15 protein-coding genes and 1 pseudogene are annotated in these 15,464 nt (G+C 58.3%); 12 read left to right on the forward strand and 4 right to left on the reverse strand.

The features are described from left to right. Positions 1-177 precede the first annotated feature (177 nt). Both JS530_RS04190 and JS530_RS04195 read left to right on the forward strand, forming a co-directional pair. Positions 178-990: a class I SAM-dependent methyltransferase gene (locus JS530_RS04190; protein WP_240541085.1), complete on the forward strand. Its 813-nt coding sequence runs from the start codon at positions 178-180 to the stop codon at positions 988-990. A gap of 125 nt (positions 991-1,115) precedes the next feature. Further along, positions 1,116-1,466: a cupin domain-containing protein gene (locus JS530_RS04195; protein WP_240541086.1), complete on the forward strand. Its 351-nt coding sequence runs from the start codon at positions 1,116-1,118 to the stop codon at positions 1,464-1,466. 21 nt (positions 1,467-1,487) lie between these two features. Here JS530_RS04195 and JS530_RS04200 read toward each other — a convergent pair whose 3' ends face one another. Together JS530_RS04200 and JS530_RS04205 are read right to left on the reverse strand one after the other, a co-directional pair. Continuing rightward, on the reverse strand, positions 1,488-2,057 hold the full coding sequence (locus JS530_RS04200; protein ID WP_214375931.1) for a sugar O-acetyltransferase: 570 nt from the start codon (positions 2,055-2,057) through the stop codon (positions 1,488-1,490). 237 nt (positions 2,058-2,294) lie between these two features. After that, entirely contained in the window at positions 2,295-3,158 is an 864-nt protein-coding gene (locus tag JS530_RS04205; protein ID WP_214375932.1) for a LysR family transcriptional regulator, read from the reverse strand. Between the two features lie 109 nt (positions 3,159-3,267). Here JS530_RS04205 and JS530_RS10920 point away from each other — a divergent pair, with 109 nt between their 5' ends. The 3 genes and pseudogenes from JS530_RS10920 to JS530_RS04220 all read left to right on the forward strand — a co-directional run bounded on the left by JS530_RS10920 (position 3,268) and on the right by JS530_RS04220 (position 5,349). Then, positions 3,268-3,390, forward strand: coding sequence for a hypothetical protein (locus JS530_RS10920; RefSeq protein WP_281067681.1), 123 nt, complete (start codon positions 3,268-3,270; stop codon positions 3,388-3,390). Beyond that, positions 3,387-3,734 (forward strand): histidine kinase dimerization/phospho-acceptor domain-containing protein, encoded by a 348-nt coding sequence (locus JS530_RS04210; RefSeq protein ID WP_342590051.1) that lies wholly within the window; start codon positions 3,387-3,389, stop codon positions 3,732-3,734. Before JS530_RS10920 ends, JS530_RS04210 begins: the two co-directional genes overlap by 4 nt. 244 nt (positions 3,735-3,978) lie before the next feature. Continuing rightward, a pseudogene (locus JS530_RS04220) lies at positions 3,979-5,349 on the forward strand (MFS transporter). Here the strand turns inward: JS530_RS04220 and JS530_RS04225 are convergent. Continuing rightward, positions 5,318-5,944, reverse strand: a complete 627-nt coding sequence (locus JS530_RS04225; protein WP_214375935.1) for a TetR/AcrR family transcriptional regulator — start codon at positions 5,942-5,944, stop codon at positions 5,318-5,320. The pseudogene JS530_RS04220 and the gene JS530_RS04225 sit on opposite strands and share 32 nt — an antisense overlap. Positions 5,945-6,234: 290 nt before the next feature. Between JS530_RS04225 and JS530_RS04230 the strand changes: the two genes are divergently transcribed. The 3 genes from JS530_RS04230 (at position 6,235) to JS530_RS04240 (ending at position 9,649) form a co-directional block, all read left to right on the forward strand. After that, positions 6,235-6,936, forward strand: coding sequence for an ABC transporter ATP-binding protein (locus JS530_RS04230; RefSeq protein WP_214375936.1), 702 nt, complete (start codon positions 6,235-6,237; stop codon positions 6,934-6,936). Positions 6,937-6,955: 19 nt separating this feature from the next. Further along, a complete protein-coding gene (locus JS530_RS04235; protein ID WP_214375937.1) occupies positions 6,956-7,306 on the forward strand; it encodes a hypothetical protein in 351 nt (116 codons plus the stop codon). Positions 7,307-7,390: 84 nt separating this feature from the next. After that, positions 7,391-9,649 (forward strand): ABC transporter permease, encoded by a 2,259-nt coding sequence (locus JS530_RS04240; protein WP_214375938.1) that lies wholly within the window; start codon positions 7,391-7,393, stop codon positions 9,647-9,649. Positions 9,650-10,023: 374 nt separating this feature from the next. Here the strand turns inward: JS530_RS04240 and JS530_RS04245 are convergent, their stop codons facing one another. Continuing rightward, complete coding sequence (locus tag JS530_RS04245) at positions 10,024-11,139, reverse strand: CTP synthase (RefSeq protein ID WP_214375939.1); 1,116 nt, start codon at positions 11,137-11,139, stop codon at positions 10,024-10,026. An 845-nt stretch (positions 11,140-11,984) separates the two neighbouring features. On the opposite strand from JS530_RS04245, the gene JS530_RS04250 reads away from it, so the two are divergent. The 4 genes from JS530_RS04250 to carA all read left to right on the forward strand — a co-directional run bounded on the left by JS530_RS04250 (position 11,985) and on the right by carA (position 15,463). Beyond that, on the forward strand, positions 11,985-12,656 hold the full coding sequence (locus tag JS530_RS04250) for a L,D-transpeptidase (protein WP_214375940.1): 672 nt from the start codon (positions 11,985-11,987) through the stop codon (positions 12,654-12,656). Positions 12,657-12,903: 247 nt separating this feature from the next. Next, positions 12,904-13,467, forward strand: a complete 564-nt coding sequence (gene efp / locus JS530_RS04255; protein WP_214375941.1) for an elongation factor P — start codon at positions 12,904-12,906, stop codon at positions 13,465-13,467. A 33-nt stretch (positions 13,468-13,500) separates the two neighbouring features. Then, a complete protein-coding gene (gene nusB, locus JS530_RS04260; protein ID WP_214375942.1) occupies positions 13,501-13,995 on the forward strand; it encodes a transcription antitermination factor NusB in 495 nt (164 codons plus the stop codon). A 259-nt stretch (positions 13,996-14,254) separates the two neighbouring features. After that, the gene (gene carA, locus JS530_RS04265) at positions 14,255-15,463 is read left to right on the forward strand and encodes a glutamine-hydrolyzing carbamoyl-phosphate synthase small subunit (protein WP_217625440.1); all 1,209 of its coding nucleotides are present in this window, start codon (positions 14,255-14,257) and stop codon (positions 15,461-15,463) included. Position 15,464 lies beyond the last annotated feature (1 nt).

Below are 15,464 nucleotides of genomic sequence, written 5' to 3' on the forward strand. Positions count from 1 at the left end.
TCCGTATGTATGCGCAGTACTCGTCAGTTGCGCGTACATACGGAGGATTCGCTGATGTTTGGCTGCAGTTAATCCACGATCCTGTTGTGCATATCACATCTGATACTGAAAAACCAGTCTGTTGCATCGGTGATTGATTCCGTATGCTTGAGGCCTATGAACGAACGTAACAGTACTATGGCGGCAACGTCCATTGAATCATCGCAGCTGCCTCAAGCCGATCGTGGAGCAGAGCATATGCAGGGCCATTGGGTGCTGGCCCAGCTTGGCAAACGCGTGCTCAGGCCGGGTGGCGAGAAGCTGACCAAGCGCATGCTGGCGCACCTGCCGATTGCCGGCAAACGCGTGGTGGAGTTTGCGCCAGGGCTGGGACGTACTACTCGGCTGATTCTGAACGCTGGGCCGGCTGGCTACACTGGCGTCGACCGGGACGAGCAGGTGGTGAAGATTATCAGTCCATTAGCGGTATCGGTGGGTGGTACCTGCATCAATGCCGACGCTGCACAGACCGGTCTGCCGGACGAATCGGCGGACGTGGTAATCGGCGAGGCAATGCTGACTATGCAGTCCGAACGTGGCAAACATGCGATTATCAGCGAAGCCCATCGTATCCTGAAGCCGGGCGGCCTATATGCGATTCATGAAATGGGTCTTGCGCCAGACGATTTGGACGAATCCATCAAAGACTCGATTCGTAAGGATCTGGCACGTGCCATCAAGGTCAACGCGCGTCCGCTGACCGCAGCAGAATGGCGAGCTGTACTGGAATCGGAAGGATTCGAAGTGCTATGGAACGGTGTGGAGCCGATGGCATTGCTCAAAATGCGCCGCAATCTTGCGGACGAAGGCATCGACGGCGTGCTGCGCATCATGCGCAATGTGCTGACACATCCGGATTTGCGTGCGCGCGTGTTCGAGATGCGCCGCGTGTTCAATACGTATGGTGATGCGCTTACCGGCATCGCATTCGTGGTGCGACGCAAGGATTGATGCCAGCAAAGCTTAAGCCGTGAGACTAAGCTGATGCCTAAGTTTCAATATTGCATACGTAGGTTGTGCATGGCATTGAAGCCGTGTGCAACACTGACAACTTACTATAGATAAGGAGTTCTGATATGACTGGCGAAGCCGCAGCCGAAAACAACGAGCCGATGGTGATGGAATTCATCGACGATTTGAATCCGCTGGTCGAGATTCAGCCGGAGGCCACTGTCTCCCGCACGGTGCTGCAGGTCGAGGGTGCCAATGTGGTCCTGTTTTCCTTCGACAAAGGCCAGGAGCTCAGCGAGCATACCGCTGCCATGCCGGTGCTGGTGCAGTGCCTCGAAGGTCATCTCAAGGTGACCGGCGGCGGCAAGACCGTGGATCTCAAGCCAGGCGGCATCCTGCACTTCCCGACCCGTCTGCCACACGCGGTCTACGCCGAAGAGGCCTCCAAAATGATGCTCATCATGATGCGTCACTGAGCAGTTGACTGTTAGCGGGGATCACACACGCCCGATTTCGCGGGCGGGATTGCCGGCCACGATGCTGCCCGCTGGCACATCGTGGGTCACTACCGCGCCCGCGCCCACGATGGCACCGTCGCCGATGGTCACGTTTTGCAGCACGATGGCTCCCGCGCCGATCCACACATGCTTGCCGATGGTGATGGGCAGGCTCATGGTGGTGGCGCGATCCATCGGATTCTTGCTGTGATTGATGGTAATGAGCTGCGCATTTGGCCCGATGAACGTGCCGTCGCCGATGGTGATACCGCCGCGATCCATCAGCGTGCAGCCCCAGTTGATGAACACGCCCCGGCCAATTTGGATGTTATGTCCGAAATCCGTGTAAAACGGCGGATTGAAGCGGAAGGATGGGTCAACCGGGTGTCCGACGATGCGCTCGAAAAGCATGTGCGCTTCCTGCTGGTCGTGGTACCCGGTGTTGAGCTCGGCACAGAGCCGTTTGGTCTCTTTGATAATGGTGGCGATGGCGCAATAGCCGGGATCGCATGGGTTGACTGGTGCTCCGGTGCGGTCGCGCTCAAGAATATCGGCTGCTTTGGCTGTCATGATGGCTCCTTGGTTGAATCTGCCATCATTGAACCGCGCAGGTTTGGCACTGTCTAATACCTAGGGTTTATGCGCTCTCATGCCGGCAGGGCATGCAACGCCAGCACCTGACTGATGCTGCTCTCCCTCAGTCAGCTTCGCTGACAGCTCCCTCACCAGAGGGGGACCGAGTCTGTGCGATCCGGTAATCTCCCACGATTCTTACAGCTCCCTCACCAGAGGGGCCGAGGAAAGCAATCACATGGTCTGCAGGAATCTGGCGAACGCGGCCGCCGCCGGGGAGACAGCCCCTTGCTTCTTCCACACCAGTACCGAGCTGCTTTCCAGCGCGGGTTCCAGCGGCACCGCGCGTACGCCCGGATAAGTGGTGCCGTGGTCGAGGCACAAGTACAGACCCAAACCACTTGCTGCCATTGCCGCACCATTGGCTGGCAGATTGCAGGTGCCGGCTATGTTGAGGTGCGGGGCATAAGGGCCGAACCAGTTCATCACCACACGACGCACCGGTTCGCGTGAAGGCAGCAGCAGCGACTCGTTGGCCAGATCGGCGGGGGAGAGGGAGTCGTGGGCCTGCAATGCATGACCGTTCGGGATCATCGCACACCAATGCTCGGTGATATTGGTGCGTAAGAATTCGTATCGGCTCGTATCCACCGGGTCGGCGAGCAGACCGAAATCCAGCAATCCCTGCTCGAGCTGATCCTGAATCACGTCCGCCGTGGTGCTGACCACGTTGAACCGTACGCCCGGGTGTAGGGTACGGAACGCGGCCATACGGTCGGCGAGGAACATCATGGCGCGCACTTCGCCGCAGCCGGCCATAATGTCGCCGCTTAGTTCGTAACTGGACTGCTTGAGCTCGAATTCCGCCTTGTCTGCCAAGGAAACAATGGTTTGCGCGCGCTCGCGTAAGAGCCGGCCTGCCTCGGTCAGTGTGATGGTGTGACTGCCACGCTCGAATAAGGTGACGCCGAGTTCCTCTTCCAGCTGCTTCAACTGTCGGGAGAGCGTCGGCTGGGAGATGCGCAGCAACTGCGCCGCCCACGTGATATTGCCTTCCTCGGCCACTGCCAGAAAATACCTGAGCACGCGCAGTTCCATGATTTCCGCTCCCTTCCGGCAGATTCGACTCATCCATTGTAAATGGTTAGACTCGCTAAAAGGATTCGCGCGGCAGGCTTGATACGGCTGAACAGGGGGAGGACTGCATATGACCAGAATTTTGGTTGTGGAAGATGAGCAGGCGCTCAACGACATCACCTGCGATACCCTGCGCGACGCCGGATACGAAGTGACCGGCCGCGTGCCCAAGGCGATTTTTCCGCATATGTGACGCCTCGGCATGTGGAGGGCACCCGGCAATGGAACTCCACCGATCAGATGTTCGCCGATTTCAACACAATGGTGGCTGAATTGGGCAGCATCGAGACCATGAAAAACGATTTCGTGTCCAATGTGAGTCATGAAATCAAGAACCCGCTTGCCATCATCACTACGCATGCCAAGGCTTTGGAGCATGCCACCGTGGAGATTATCGATGACGGCTGCGGTATGAGCGAGACCGAAGCCGCCCACATATTCGATAAGTTCTACCAGGGGGGGGCACCGCGCATGCCGCAGCGCAGATCGCGAATCTGGGCGCGGCTCCAGCGTGCAACGGTCGTATCGCCGGGCTGAGCCTCGGCCTCATTGGCTGCGCATTCCTTGCCGGCGCGACGTTCTCCTATCTCGCCTCCATGATTGCGCTGATGGTCATTCTCGCCATTCCCGGCTTCGCCTGCTGGATTGCCGCATACCCCGTATGCCGCAAAGCAAGCCAATTGCTTGCGTAAATCATTGTCCGAGTGATTGAGGTATGTTGCGCTATTGCGAGCGTGCATTGCATGCCACATGATGCTGAAGAGGGGATACCACGCAAAGTATGACAGAGAAGAATCAGACGCCGATAACCGATAAACAGCGCACGGCGATTTTCGCGGTACTCCTGGCCGCGTGCATCGCCGGTGCGTTTGCGCAAACATCGCTGACCACCGCACTGCCGGCAATCATGACAAGCCTCGACATTTCCGCGGTGCTCGGCAACTGGCTGACCAGCGGATTCTCGCTGGCGATGGGCGTGATTATCCCGGCTACCGCGTTCATGATGAAACGGTTCAACACCAAGCCGCTGTTTTTGACAGGTCTTGCGCTATTCGCCGGCGGTCTGCTGCTGGCCGCCGTTTCGCACAGTTTCCCGCTGCTCATGACCGCGCGCATCATCTAGGCACTCGGTTCCGGCATCTCACTGTCGATGACGCAGGTGATCATTCTTGCGTTGTACGCCGAATCCGGCGTTGGCGCGGCGATGGGATTCTACGGGCTCGCCGTTTCCGCGGCGCCGGTCATCGCCCCGACGCTCTCCGGCCTCATGGTCGACCACTGGGGATGGCAGTCGATCTTCTGGGCGGCGGGTGGTATCTCGACGCTTGTGCTGGTGATTGCATTCCCGGTGATGCGCAACGTGTTGAAAACCTCGGCGGACGCGCACCTCGACGTGCTCTCGTTCATTCTTGCCGCATTCGGCTTCGTCGGCCTCCAACTCGGTTTCAGTAATCTTGGCGTAGCGCCAGCATTGAGTTGGCAGGTCCTCGGCGCGCTCGCCGTGGGTGCCATCTGCCTGGCTGTGTTCGTGGTGCGTCAGCTTAAGATCGGCCATCCGATGCTGCAGCTGCGCATTTTCGCCACGCGCGACTTTGCGGTGGCGGTGCTGCTCAGCATGTTCCTGTATGCCATTCTGATTGCCGGCTCCACGATTCTGCCGATGTACATGCAGCAGATGGATGGTGCGACGGTGACGATATCCGCGCTCGCCATGCTGTCCGGCTCGTTGGTGATGGCGGTGTCTTCGCCGGTTACCGGCCGAGTATTTGACCGGTTTGGCATTCGCCCGCTGGCCATCGGTGGCATGGCATTGCTGGCCGTTACGATGATTCCGTTCGGATTCCTAACGGATAACACGCCGATTTGGTGGATCGCTGTGGTGTTCGCCGTACGTTCGGTGGCTGTGGCGATGGTGATGATGCCGGCCGCCACTTGGGGTTTGGCTTCGGTGGAGCGCCGGTATGCCAGCGATGCCAGCGCACTGCTGACATCGCTGCGCACGATTGCCGGAGCGCTCGGTTCCGCGGTGTTCGTGGCGGTGATGGTTGCCTGCGGTAATAATCCGACCGGTGTTTCCATTGCTTTCTGGGCCATGGTCGGCGTCGCCGTGGTCGGCCTCATTATGGCCGTGGTGTGCTGCCGCCGGCGGTAATATCGTTCTGCTCTTTCAGTGAATTGATGAGCTGGGCGATGATGGTCGGCAATACCGAGTGGCTCAGCCATTCGATATTGCTCGGTGTGAACACCTCCGGTGCTTTGGCCAAGACGCCGAGCATGCCACTGGATGCGAATTCCAGTAGAATGTGCTGACCGGGATTGAGCGTTGCCGGATCGCGACCGAGCGTCGCCAGCCAGATTTCGATGACGTGGGTTTTCAGCTGATTGGCCAATCCCGTGGAACCATGTGGGCCGGCAATCAGCGCCAGCCTACGAATGCTGGCAATGCGCTGCGGTGAGGCTATGCTGGCGATGGCATAGTCGCGAATCGCGTCAGTGCCTTCATCCTGCTGAATGATATGCGCAATAAACGCGGTGATATCCGGGTCCCCATAGATTGAAGCGATGGCATCGTCCGCCAGTTCGGGAATGTTGCCGTAATGGTAGTAGAACGCACTGCGATTCAAACCGCTCAGGCGTGTAACGTCGCTGATGGTGATCTGCGCATACGGCTTGAGCTCCAGCAGCTGCCAGAGCGCATCCTGCATTTTCTCCGGTGCGCCTTGCTCGCCTGTCTTCGGTCGTGCCATACGTGTCTTCCTTCTAGTTCCTCATCTGCAATCAATAACCCAACATAGTATCGTGTTTTCCGCATGATACTGCGGTTTCCGGGCGTAAACCCAACATAATGATGAATTGCGTGGATTTAATTACCCAACAGAGTGATGTATTTCTTGATATGCGATGCAAGGCGCCAACAGCATCCAGCCTGCATCCGTCCTCAAGTCGACTATGGCTGCGGCTCGCGCGATTAGGAGAGCCGGAGGGCGGCAGGCTCAATGATTGAATCCAGCAATCGTAAGAGAGGACTTCACATACCATGGCTTTCCTTGAATTCCATGACGTAGTGCGCCAATACGGCAGCGGTGAATCCGCGGTATTGGCACTCAACCATGCCAGCTTCGATATCGAACAGGGTGAACTTGCCGTCATCCTTGGCGCATCCGGCGCCGGCAAATCCACCACATTGAACATTCTGGGTGGCATGGATCGCGCCACCTCGGGCTCCGTGGTCATCGATGGCAAAGACATCACCAAAGCCAACGAAGCTCAACTTACCGACTACCGCCGGTTCGATGTGGGCTTCGTGTTCCAGTTCTACAATCTCGTGCCCAATCTGACTGCCCTCGAAAACGTGGAGCTCGCCTCGCAAATCTGCCCGAACGCATTGGATGCCAGCGAAACCCTGAAGAAAGTCGGACTTGGCGATCGACTCGCCAACTTCCCCGCGCAGCTCTCCGGCGGCGAACAGCAGCGCGTCTCCATCGCCCGCGCACTTGCCAAGAACCCGAAGCTGCTCTTGTGCGATGAGCCAACCGGCGCGCTTGATTACAACACCGGCAAGGAAGTGCTTCAGCTTCTGCAGGACTCCTGCCGACAGCATGGCATCACCGTGGCGCTGGTGACGCATAATTCCGCGTTGGCGCCGATGGGCGATCGCCTGATCCGCTTCCGCTCCGGCAAGGTCACCGAAATCACCGAGAACCCGAACCCCACGCCCATCGCGGACATCGAATGGTAGGGGAGCGGCGAGAACAGTCATGAAGAAAACAGCACTTTGGAAAGACGCATGGCGCGCCATCGCCGGCAACGGCAAGCGCTTCGCCGCCATGCTGGTCATCGTGGCGGTCGGCGTGATGATGCTCGGCGGTCTTAATACCATCGCCAAGGATATTCGCGCCGGCTTGGACGAATTCTTTGACTCCACATCCATGCACGACGTGGCCATCATCTCCACTCTCGGTTTTGATGATGACGATATCGCCGCACTGCAGCAGGTTGACGGCGTTGCCAAGGTCGCCGGCGTGCGTGCCGCCAGTGTGACCACCGCAGTCGACGGCAAGCAATCCTCGGCAACCGTCACCACCCTGAACGATCAGGGCATCGAATAGCCGTATCTCAAGGACGGCAGGCTGCCGAAATCCGCCCGCGAAATCGCAGTCACCGAGCAGTACCTGAACGACAGCGGCAAGTCGGTGGGCGATACCCTGACGTTCAAGCCAGACGATTCCGGCGCTGCAGGCAGTGTCGCAGTCAGTGCTGCAGGCAGTGCGGCGGACGATTCGGAAGGAGCATTCGCGCGCGGCAAGTACACCATTGTCGGCACCGTGATCGACCCGAACGATATCGTGAACCCAACCGGCTCGCTGGCTTTGGTCTCCGGTTCGAAAACCGTGTATTCGATGTTCGTTGCGGAAAACTCGCTGAGCAACTCGGACGCTCCTTATACATCAGTGGTGCTTACGGTGAGTGACGCGAAAGCGCAGAACACATACGATGCCGGCTATCTCAACGCCGTCGATGCCACGGTCACTAACATCGAAGCCATCCAGGCCGAGCGCGAACAGGCGCGGACGGATACCGTGCATCAAGCCGCACTCGACAAGGCGACGGCATCCATTAATGCGCAAAAGGCCAAAGTCGATGCTTTGCCGGATGGGCTGCCGGCCAAAGCGGCAGCCGAGCAGAAGATCACCGAAGCACAAGCCAAAGCCAAGGCAACGGTGGATGCCATGCCGAAAGCCAAGTGGATCATTCGCGACCGCAGTGCCGTGACCAGTTATGAGGATGTCAAAACCCAAACCGAAATGATCGCACGCTTGGGCACCATGTTCCCGGTGCTGTTCCTCGTCATTGCGCTGCTGGTGAGTCTGACCGCAATCACGCGCATGGTTGAGGAGGATCGCGGGCTCATTGGCACCTATAAGGCGCTCGGCTACACGCGCCACGAAATCATGCTCAAGTACGTAGTGTATGCGGCCGCTGCATGCCTGTTCGGCGGACTGATTGGCGATGTATTGGGTCTTATTGGATTGCCATTCGCGTTCACGCGCAAAATCATCACCAATATGTATGTGCTGCCGAACTATCCGTTGCTGGTGGACTGGAGACTCGCGTTAGGCGGCGTGCTGCTGTTCGTGATCATCATCACCGGTGCCGCGATGGTGGCATGCACAGGCTCGCTGCGATTGGAACCGGCTACACTGATGCGTCCCAAGGCGCCTAAGGCCGGCAAGACCATTGTGCTGCAGCGCATCGGATTCATCTGGAATCATTTGAGCTTCCTCGGCAAGGTGACCGCGCGTAACCTGTTCCGTTACAAGTCCCGTGCGCTGATGGTCATCATCGGTGTGCTCGGCTGCACGGCATTGATGACCGCCGGCTTTGGCATGGGCTCGTCCGCTCTGACGCTGATGCCGCGTCAGCACAGTGAGATTGCGCCGTACGATGTGATGGCTGTGACCTCGGCGGCTGATCACAGCAAGGCGCAGTCGGTGCTGGATAAGGATTCCGATGTGGAGTCCACGTTGCCGTTGCAGCTCGGCAGCGTCACGCTTGCACCGGTGCAAGAGAGCGAGAGCGAGAGCGCTGGCGCTGGCGCTGCGACAGACGATGCCAAGCTCACCGCGCAGCTGATGGTCATTCCGGACGGCAAGTCAACGGACGGCTACATCAACCTGCAAACGCCTGACGGGTCACCCATCGAACTGAAGTTTGCGGATGGCGACGTTATCGTCACCGCCAATGCCGCGCGCAAACTGGCGCTCGCCGCAGGCTCCAGTGTGAACCTCACCGACCAGATGGCCAACACGGCGGACGCAACCGTGCACGAAGTTGCCCAGTACTACACCGGCAACCTGGTGGTCATGTCCCAGTCCACGTATGAGCAGATGTTCGATGCCGACTTCGCGCCGAATGCCGATCTCATTAACGTAAAGGGCGATGCGGATGCGCAGATCGCCTTCGCCGATGATCTGGCCGAGCATAGCGAGTACGTTGCGGTAACGAGCTCCGCCGAACAGGAGCGCGACTTCTCGAAGAGTTTCCAGCTGTTCTTCGTGATGATCGGGTTCATCGTGGTCATGGCCGCGGTCCTTGCCGTGGTGGTGCTCTATACGTTGGCGAGCACGAACATTTCCGAGCGTGAGCGCGAGCTGGCCACCATCAAGGTGCTCGGCTTCCGGCGCGGCGAGGTGCATGGCTATGTGAATAAGGAGATGCTGTTGCTCAGCGCCATCGGCATTGTTCTTGGCATGCCATGCGGGCGCGGTTTGCTCGGTTTCCTTGTGAGTCAGTTGGATCTGCCCGGCATGAACATCGTGCCGAACGTGCTCTGGTTCTGTTACGCAGGCGCCGCGGCACTGGCATTTGCCTTCACGCTGCTGGTGAGTCTCGCCACCAACCGTTCGCTTGACCGCATCGACATGGTCGGCGCGCTGAAAAGCCCGGAGTAACGGCTGAGCGGATGCGGCCTCGCTGTGGTTGTGGCGGGATTGTGGTCGCGCTGTGGCGGGTTGGGCGGTTACGCCGGGTTGAGCGGTGACGCCGGGTTGAGCGATTACGCCGGGTTGAGCGGCTGCGGTTGACTGTTGCTGAGCTACTGTGCTGATGTCTTCTGCCCGGCTATTAACTCCTATCCTCCGTATGTACGCGCATCTGACGGATGCTGCGCGTACATACGGAGGTTTTAGGGGGTGAATTCGTCCGTATGTATGCGCAGGCTCTGTTATTTGCGCGTACTTGGGGACGAATTATGCGTTGGCAGAGTCCGTATGTATGCGCAGGTCTGGTGAATTGCGCATACATACGGACGTTTGCATGAGCTGAATCACCAAACGCGCCCTTGCACATCGGTGTACCTTTCGTAAAAAGGATGGGCGCGAGCCATGGGAACGTGGGCTTCCAACAATTTCCTGACCAGTGGATTGCGTTGTCTCACTTCGTTATAATTGACTCGGATGATTGCGGTCACGCCAGCTTGCTTCAGGAAATCCTCTCGTTGGCGCTCGTCATTGACGACGCGTTGAACGCTGTGATTGTCGGTCATAGCAGGATCGACGTATTTCTCTGTTCCGTCGAATTCCAGAACAATGACGCGACCGTCCTCGGTATGCCATACGAAATCGACTCGAAAAGTGCCTTGCGGTGATTGCGGAGCAATAAAAACATGCTGCAATTCGGGGACTGCGAATCCCTCATCGATGATGGTGGCATAGCAGAGTGATTCGCCGCCATTTTCGTTTAATGGATTCGTGTAACGCAGCAGACGAAGCACCGGGCCGCAGTCTTTTTGCAGTGAATCGCAGATCTCCATCACCTGTTCGCGAGTCACGATTCCTTGACGTAGAGCGGAATCGAACATGGCCATTGCCTGGACAAAGGGATATTGCAATCCGCAATCGACCAGTGTTCGTGCCGGCGATGTTACCGGCACGATATTGGTGAGAATGGCGTTCTGGGGAAGATTTGTCATTATGCTATCAGCGGTGTTCGGGGCATTCGCGGGCATAAGCAAGGTGCAGAACTGCTGATTGAACAGGTAATGAACAACGTTATGTGTTGGCGGTCGCCTAATGATTACATGCTGTATGCTGCTGTGCGTCCGAACGGAATTGCCGCTGGACGATGCGAGAAAAATGGTCCCTTCGCGATTCAGACTCCAACTGTATTCCAAGTTGAGCATGGCAGCAGCACTGATGCCGGCGAACGTTCGATTCGGATATTGCGTGGACAATGTCCGTATGACGTGGCGGCATTGTTCTGCCGGATTGAGACTGTTCCAGTACGCCTGGCGGGCATAGACATTGCGATGCGGACGGACCAGTAGGCCGCGCTGGACACGTGTACGTGCTGCGTGGCGCTCGCTGTCATTGGTGTGGTAGAAGCAGCGGCGTTTTTGCTCTGCGTCATTGCAGAGTTGTTCTATGCGGTGATGTGTTTTCATGCAGCCATGATGAATGACGGTTGAGGAAGCAGGCAAGCTGTTCCGGCTTATGTGGATAACGGTTGTTTTTGCGGTGTGTCGCGGGTTTGATGTGGATAACTCGATGAAAATGAGCGGGCGTTCCTCCGTATGTACGCGCATTTGACGGATGGAGCGCGTACATACGGAGGTTTTAAGGGGTGAATTCGTCCGTATGTATGCGCAGCCATCGTGATTTGCGCGTACATACGGACGAGATTGGCTGGAGTTGGGTCGGTGGGCCAGGTTGCAGACTGGGTCGGAGTGCCGAGACGGACGTGCTGAGCCGGATGTGCTGGCCGGAGGCCTGGGACAGGACTGGGCTGGGATGGAGACACCGGGCTGGAAGGCAGGGATGGAAACCGGTCTGGACATGCTAGCGCGGGGACAGGAATGAGCCGGAGGCCTGGGACAGGACTGGACTGGACTGGACTGGAGCGCCGGGCTGGGCATGCTAGCGCGGAGACGGTGGGGTACCTGGGGCTGGGCGACCAGGTTGGATTGGCCGGAGGCCTGGGACTGGACTGGGCTGGGGTGGAGCGCCGGGCTGGAAGGCAGGGATGGAAACCGGTCTGGACATGCAGCGCGGGGACAGGGATGGGCCGGAGGACTGGGCTGGGCGTGCTGGCCGGAGGGCTGGATGGAGATTTCGCGGCGAAGGGTCCGCTCGGTGATTGTTGGGGGCTGGCGTATGTTTTACTAGTATCCGCACATTATCTGAATCGATTGATTATGCCGGGGGGAAACGTATGACTGTGGCGCATCATGCGAGTGCAACGGCGGGAACGCGTGCTCGTGCCCGCGCCCGTGCGCGTGCACGAGCACGTATGCGGCGCATCTACGCGATTCGTCGCACCATGGTAGCCACGTTCACCGTCTTGATTTTCCTGTTCGCTGGGCTGGATACCCATGCGGCGATGGCTGCTTGGCCGCGCAAGGCCGTTAATGAGACCGCGGTGGTGGCCCAAACCTCGGTGAGGCCAATCAATACAACTATTTCGGCGGATTTGCAACGCGGCCAAGTGCCACAGGCAAACCAGGCCATCCAAGAGCAACGTGATCAGGAAGCAGCCCGCGCCCGCTGGACGAATCCTACTGGTGGCGAGCAGCCCGACCTGTCTCAATACTCTGATTTGAGTGTGGATGTCAGCCTCGCCGAGCAGAAGGTATATGTGAAATCCGGCGGCACTACCATCTACACGATGATCGCCAGCAGTGGCATGTATGATTCCACGCCGCGCGGCAATTATGTGATCAATGGTCGTGGCACGCATTTCTTCAATGCCAGTGAAGGTATGGGTGCGGATTATTGGGTGCGTTTTAAAGGCAACTTTTTGTTCCATACCGTGCCGACCACTACCCAATTCGGGGACTATATTGCGAGCGAAGGCGAGAAGCTTGGCCAGCCCGCATCCCACGGCTGCGTTCGTCTCAGCGTAGCCGATGCGCAATGGTTCTACGAGCAGTTGCCGGAAGGCACTCCGGTTACCATCGCCTAATCTGACGGCATTCCATAAGGACGGATGACCAAGCTCCTGCACAAGCGGCGTCGCAATTCATAGAGATTTCTCGCTGTGTTGTGCATGGCTTTGCAACCCGATGATTAGCTGTATTCCCAAGTGTGTTGCGTGCGCATGCAAAGCGTACGCAACCCCGGAAAACGTGCTGGCTACCCGTTGTGGCATAATTGCCAAGGCAATTTTTGGGCATTGCCCTAGAAGTTTGATTTGAAAACAGGTGAATAACGTGGCACAGACTACCAATGACATCAAGAACGGTTCCGTCCTGAACCTGGACGGCCAGCTGTGGACCGTCATGAAGTTCCAGCACGTCAAGCCGGGCAAGGGTCCCGCCTTCGTGCGCACCACCATCAAGAACGTGCTCTCCGGCAAGATCGTTGACAAGACCTTCAACGCTGGCATGAAGATGGAATTCGAGACCGTGGACAACCGCACCCTCCAGTACTCCTACGAGGATGGCGACAACTTCGTGTTCATGGACATGACCACCTACGACCAGATCATGGTGCCGAAGGCCCTCGTGGGCGACAAGGCCAAGTTCCTGCTCGAAGGCACCGACTGCCTCGTGTCCTTCCATGACGGCACCCCGCTCAACGTTGATCTGCCGGGCTCCGTGGTCCTGACCATCACCCACACCGAGCCGGGCCTGCAGGGCAACCGCTCCAACGCCGGCACCAAGCCGGCCACCGTTGAGACCGGCGCCGAGATTCAGGTGCCGCTGTTCATCAACGAGGGCGACCGCGTCAAGATCAACACCGAAGACGGCTCCTACACCGGCCGCGAGAACTGATTCTTTCCACAACACTGGAGGATTAGCAACAGCATGGCACGTTCCACCGCGCGTAAGAGGGCTCTGAACACCCTGTACGAGGCAGATGAAAAGAGCCAGGATATCCTGTCTCTGCTCGACGAGCGCATCGCCCATCCGGGCGCTCAGACTCCGCTTCCCGACTATGCCATTGAAATCGTTCGTGGCGTGGCCGAGCACAGGCGTCACATCGACCGCACCCTGGATGATTGCTCCACGGGTTGGAAGGTCAGGCGCATGGGCGTGGTCGACCGCAACATCCTGCGTATTGCAGCTTGGGAAATTCTGTTCAACGATGAGGTGCCGGATAAGGTAGCCATCGATGAGGCTTTGGCATTGGCCAAGACTCTGTGCGATGACGATGCGCCGGCATTCATCCATGGTCTGCTTTCCGCAGTGTGCAATGCGAAGGAAGCCGAGGCGGCAGAGGAAACAACCGCTTCGGATGATTCCGCTCATGCCGTTGATTCTGCAGCCCCGTCCGTTGAAGATCAGCAGACGGCTGAATAGTTATTGATTGAAGCCTCCCCTTTGGGGGAGGCTTTTTCATGGGTAAGCACGCCATTATGCGCCATGTGCCGGAAGTGCTGCCCGGAACCGAAGTCGGCGCAGATCCGACTGCCTTCGTCAGCGGGCATGAACTTGTGCGCGCACGTTCTCGATGAACGGCGTGTGAGTCTTAGCTGACCGTTAACCTTGGTACGAATACCCGAAACAGCATAAGGGGGTTTTGGTGAGCCAGAACGAGTCCGGAACCATCGCTATTCCGATGTATGACAAGGACGATGCAGTCCTCGTTTTGGAAGACGGACAGGTGTATGTGGGAGAGCCATATGGCGCCCTGGGCAAGACGACCGGTGAGATCGTCTTCGCCACCGGTATGACCGGATACCAGGAGACGCTCACCGATCCGAGCTACGATCGCCAGATCGTGGTGCAGACCTTCCCGCACATCGGTGATACCGGTGTGAACAGCGAGGATCCCGAATCCTCCCGCATTTGGGTTGCCGGCTACGTGGTACGCGATCCCTCCCCGAACGTGAGCAACTGGCGTGCCGAAGGCAGCCTGGATGATGACCTCAAGAAGAACGGCATCGTCTCCCTGAGCCATATTGACACCCGTAAGCTCGTACGCCACCTGCGCTCCGCAGGTGTGATGCGCGCCGGCATCTTCTCCGGTGACGCTCTGCTCAACCCGGAGACCGGCAAGCTGCGTGACATCGACAGCATGCTGGAAGACGTGAAGAACACCCCGCAGATGCAGGGTCTGAGCCTGTACGATGAAGTCTCCACCAAGGAGATGTACACCATCGAACCGTGCGGCGAATACGAGGGCAAGGAGCCGCTGTACACCGTGGCCGCTGTGGATCTCGGCATCAAGGGCATGACCCCGCATCGCATGGCCGAGCGCGGCTGCCGCGTGCACGTGGTGCCGTCCACCACCACCTTCGAGCAGATCGAAGCCCTGAATCCGGATGGCGTCTTCTTCTCCAACGGCCCGGGCGACCCGGAGCAGGCCGGCCCGGAAATCGAGCTGCTCCGCAAGGTGCTGGACGCCGGCTACCCGTTCTTCGGCATCTGCTTCGGCAACCAGCTGCTGGGCCGCTCCCTTGGATTCGGCACCTACAAGCTGAAGTTCGGCCACCGCGGCATCAACCAGCCGGTCAAGGATCTGACCACCGGCAAGGTGGAAGTCACCGCCCACAACCATGGCTTTGCGGTCGACGCTCCAATCGGCGAGACCGTGGACGCTCCGTTTGAAAACGGCAAGTACGGCAAGGTGTTCGTCTCCCACATCGATCTGAACGATGACGTGGTCGAAGGCCTGCAGTGCGTGGACATCCCCGCATTCTCCGTGCAGTACCACCCGGAGGCCGCAGCAGGCCCGCATGACGCGGCCTACCTGTTCGACCGTTTCTGCGAACTGATGAAGAACAATCCGCGCGACGCTCGCGCCAACAGCAAGGAAGGTAAGTGAT

It is taken from the genome of Bifidobacterium colobi (genome assembly GCF_018555455.1).
In the GTDB taxonomy this organism is placed as follows: Bacteria; Actinomycetota; Actinomycetes; order Actinomycetales; family Bifidobacteriaceae; genus Bifidobacterium; species Bifidobacterium colobi.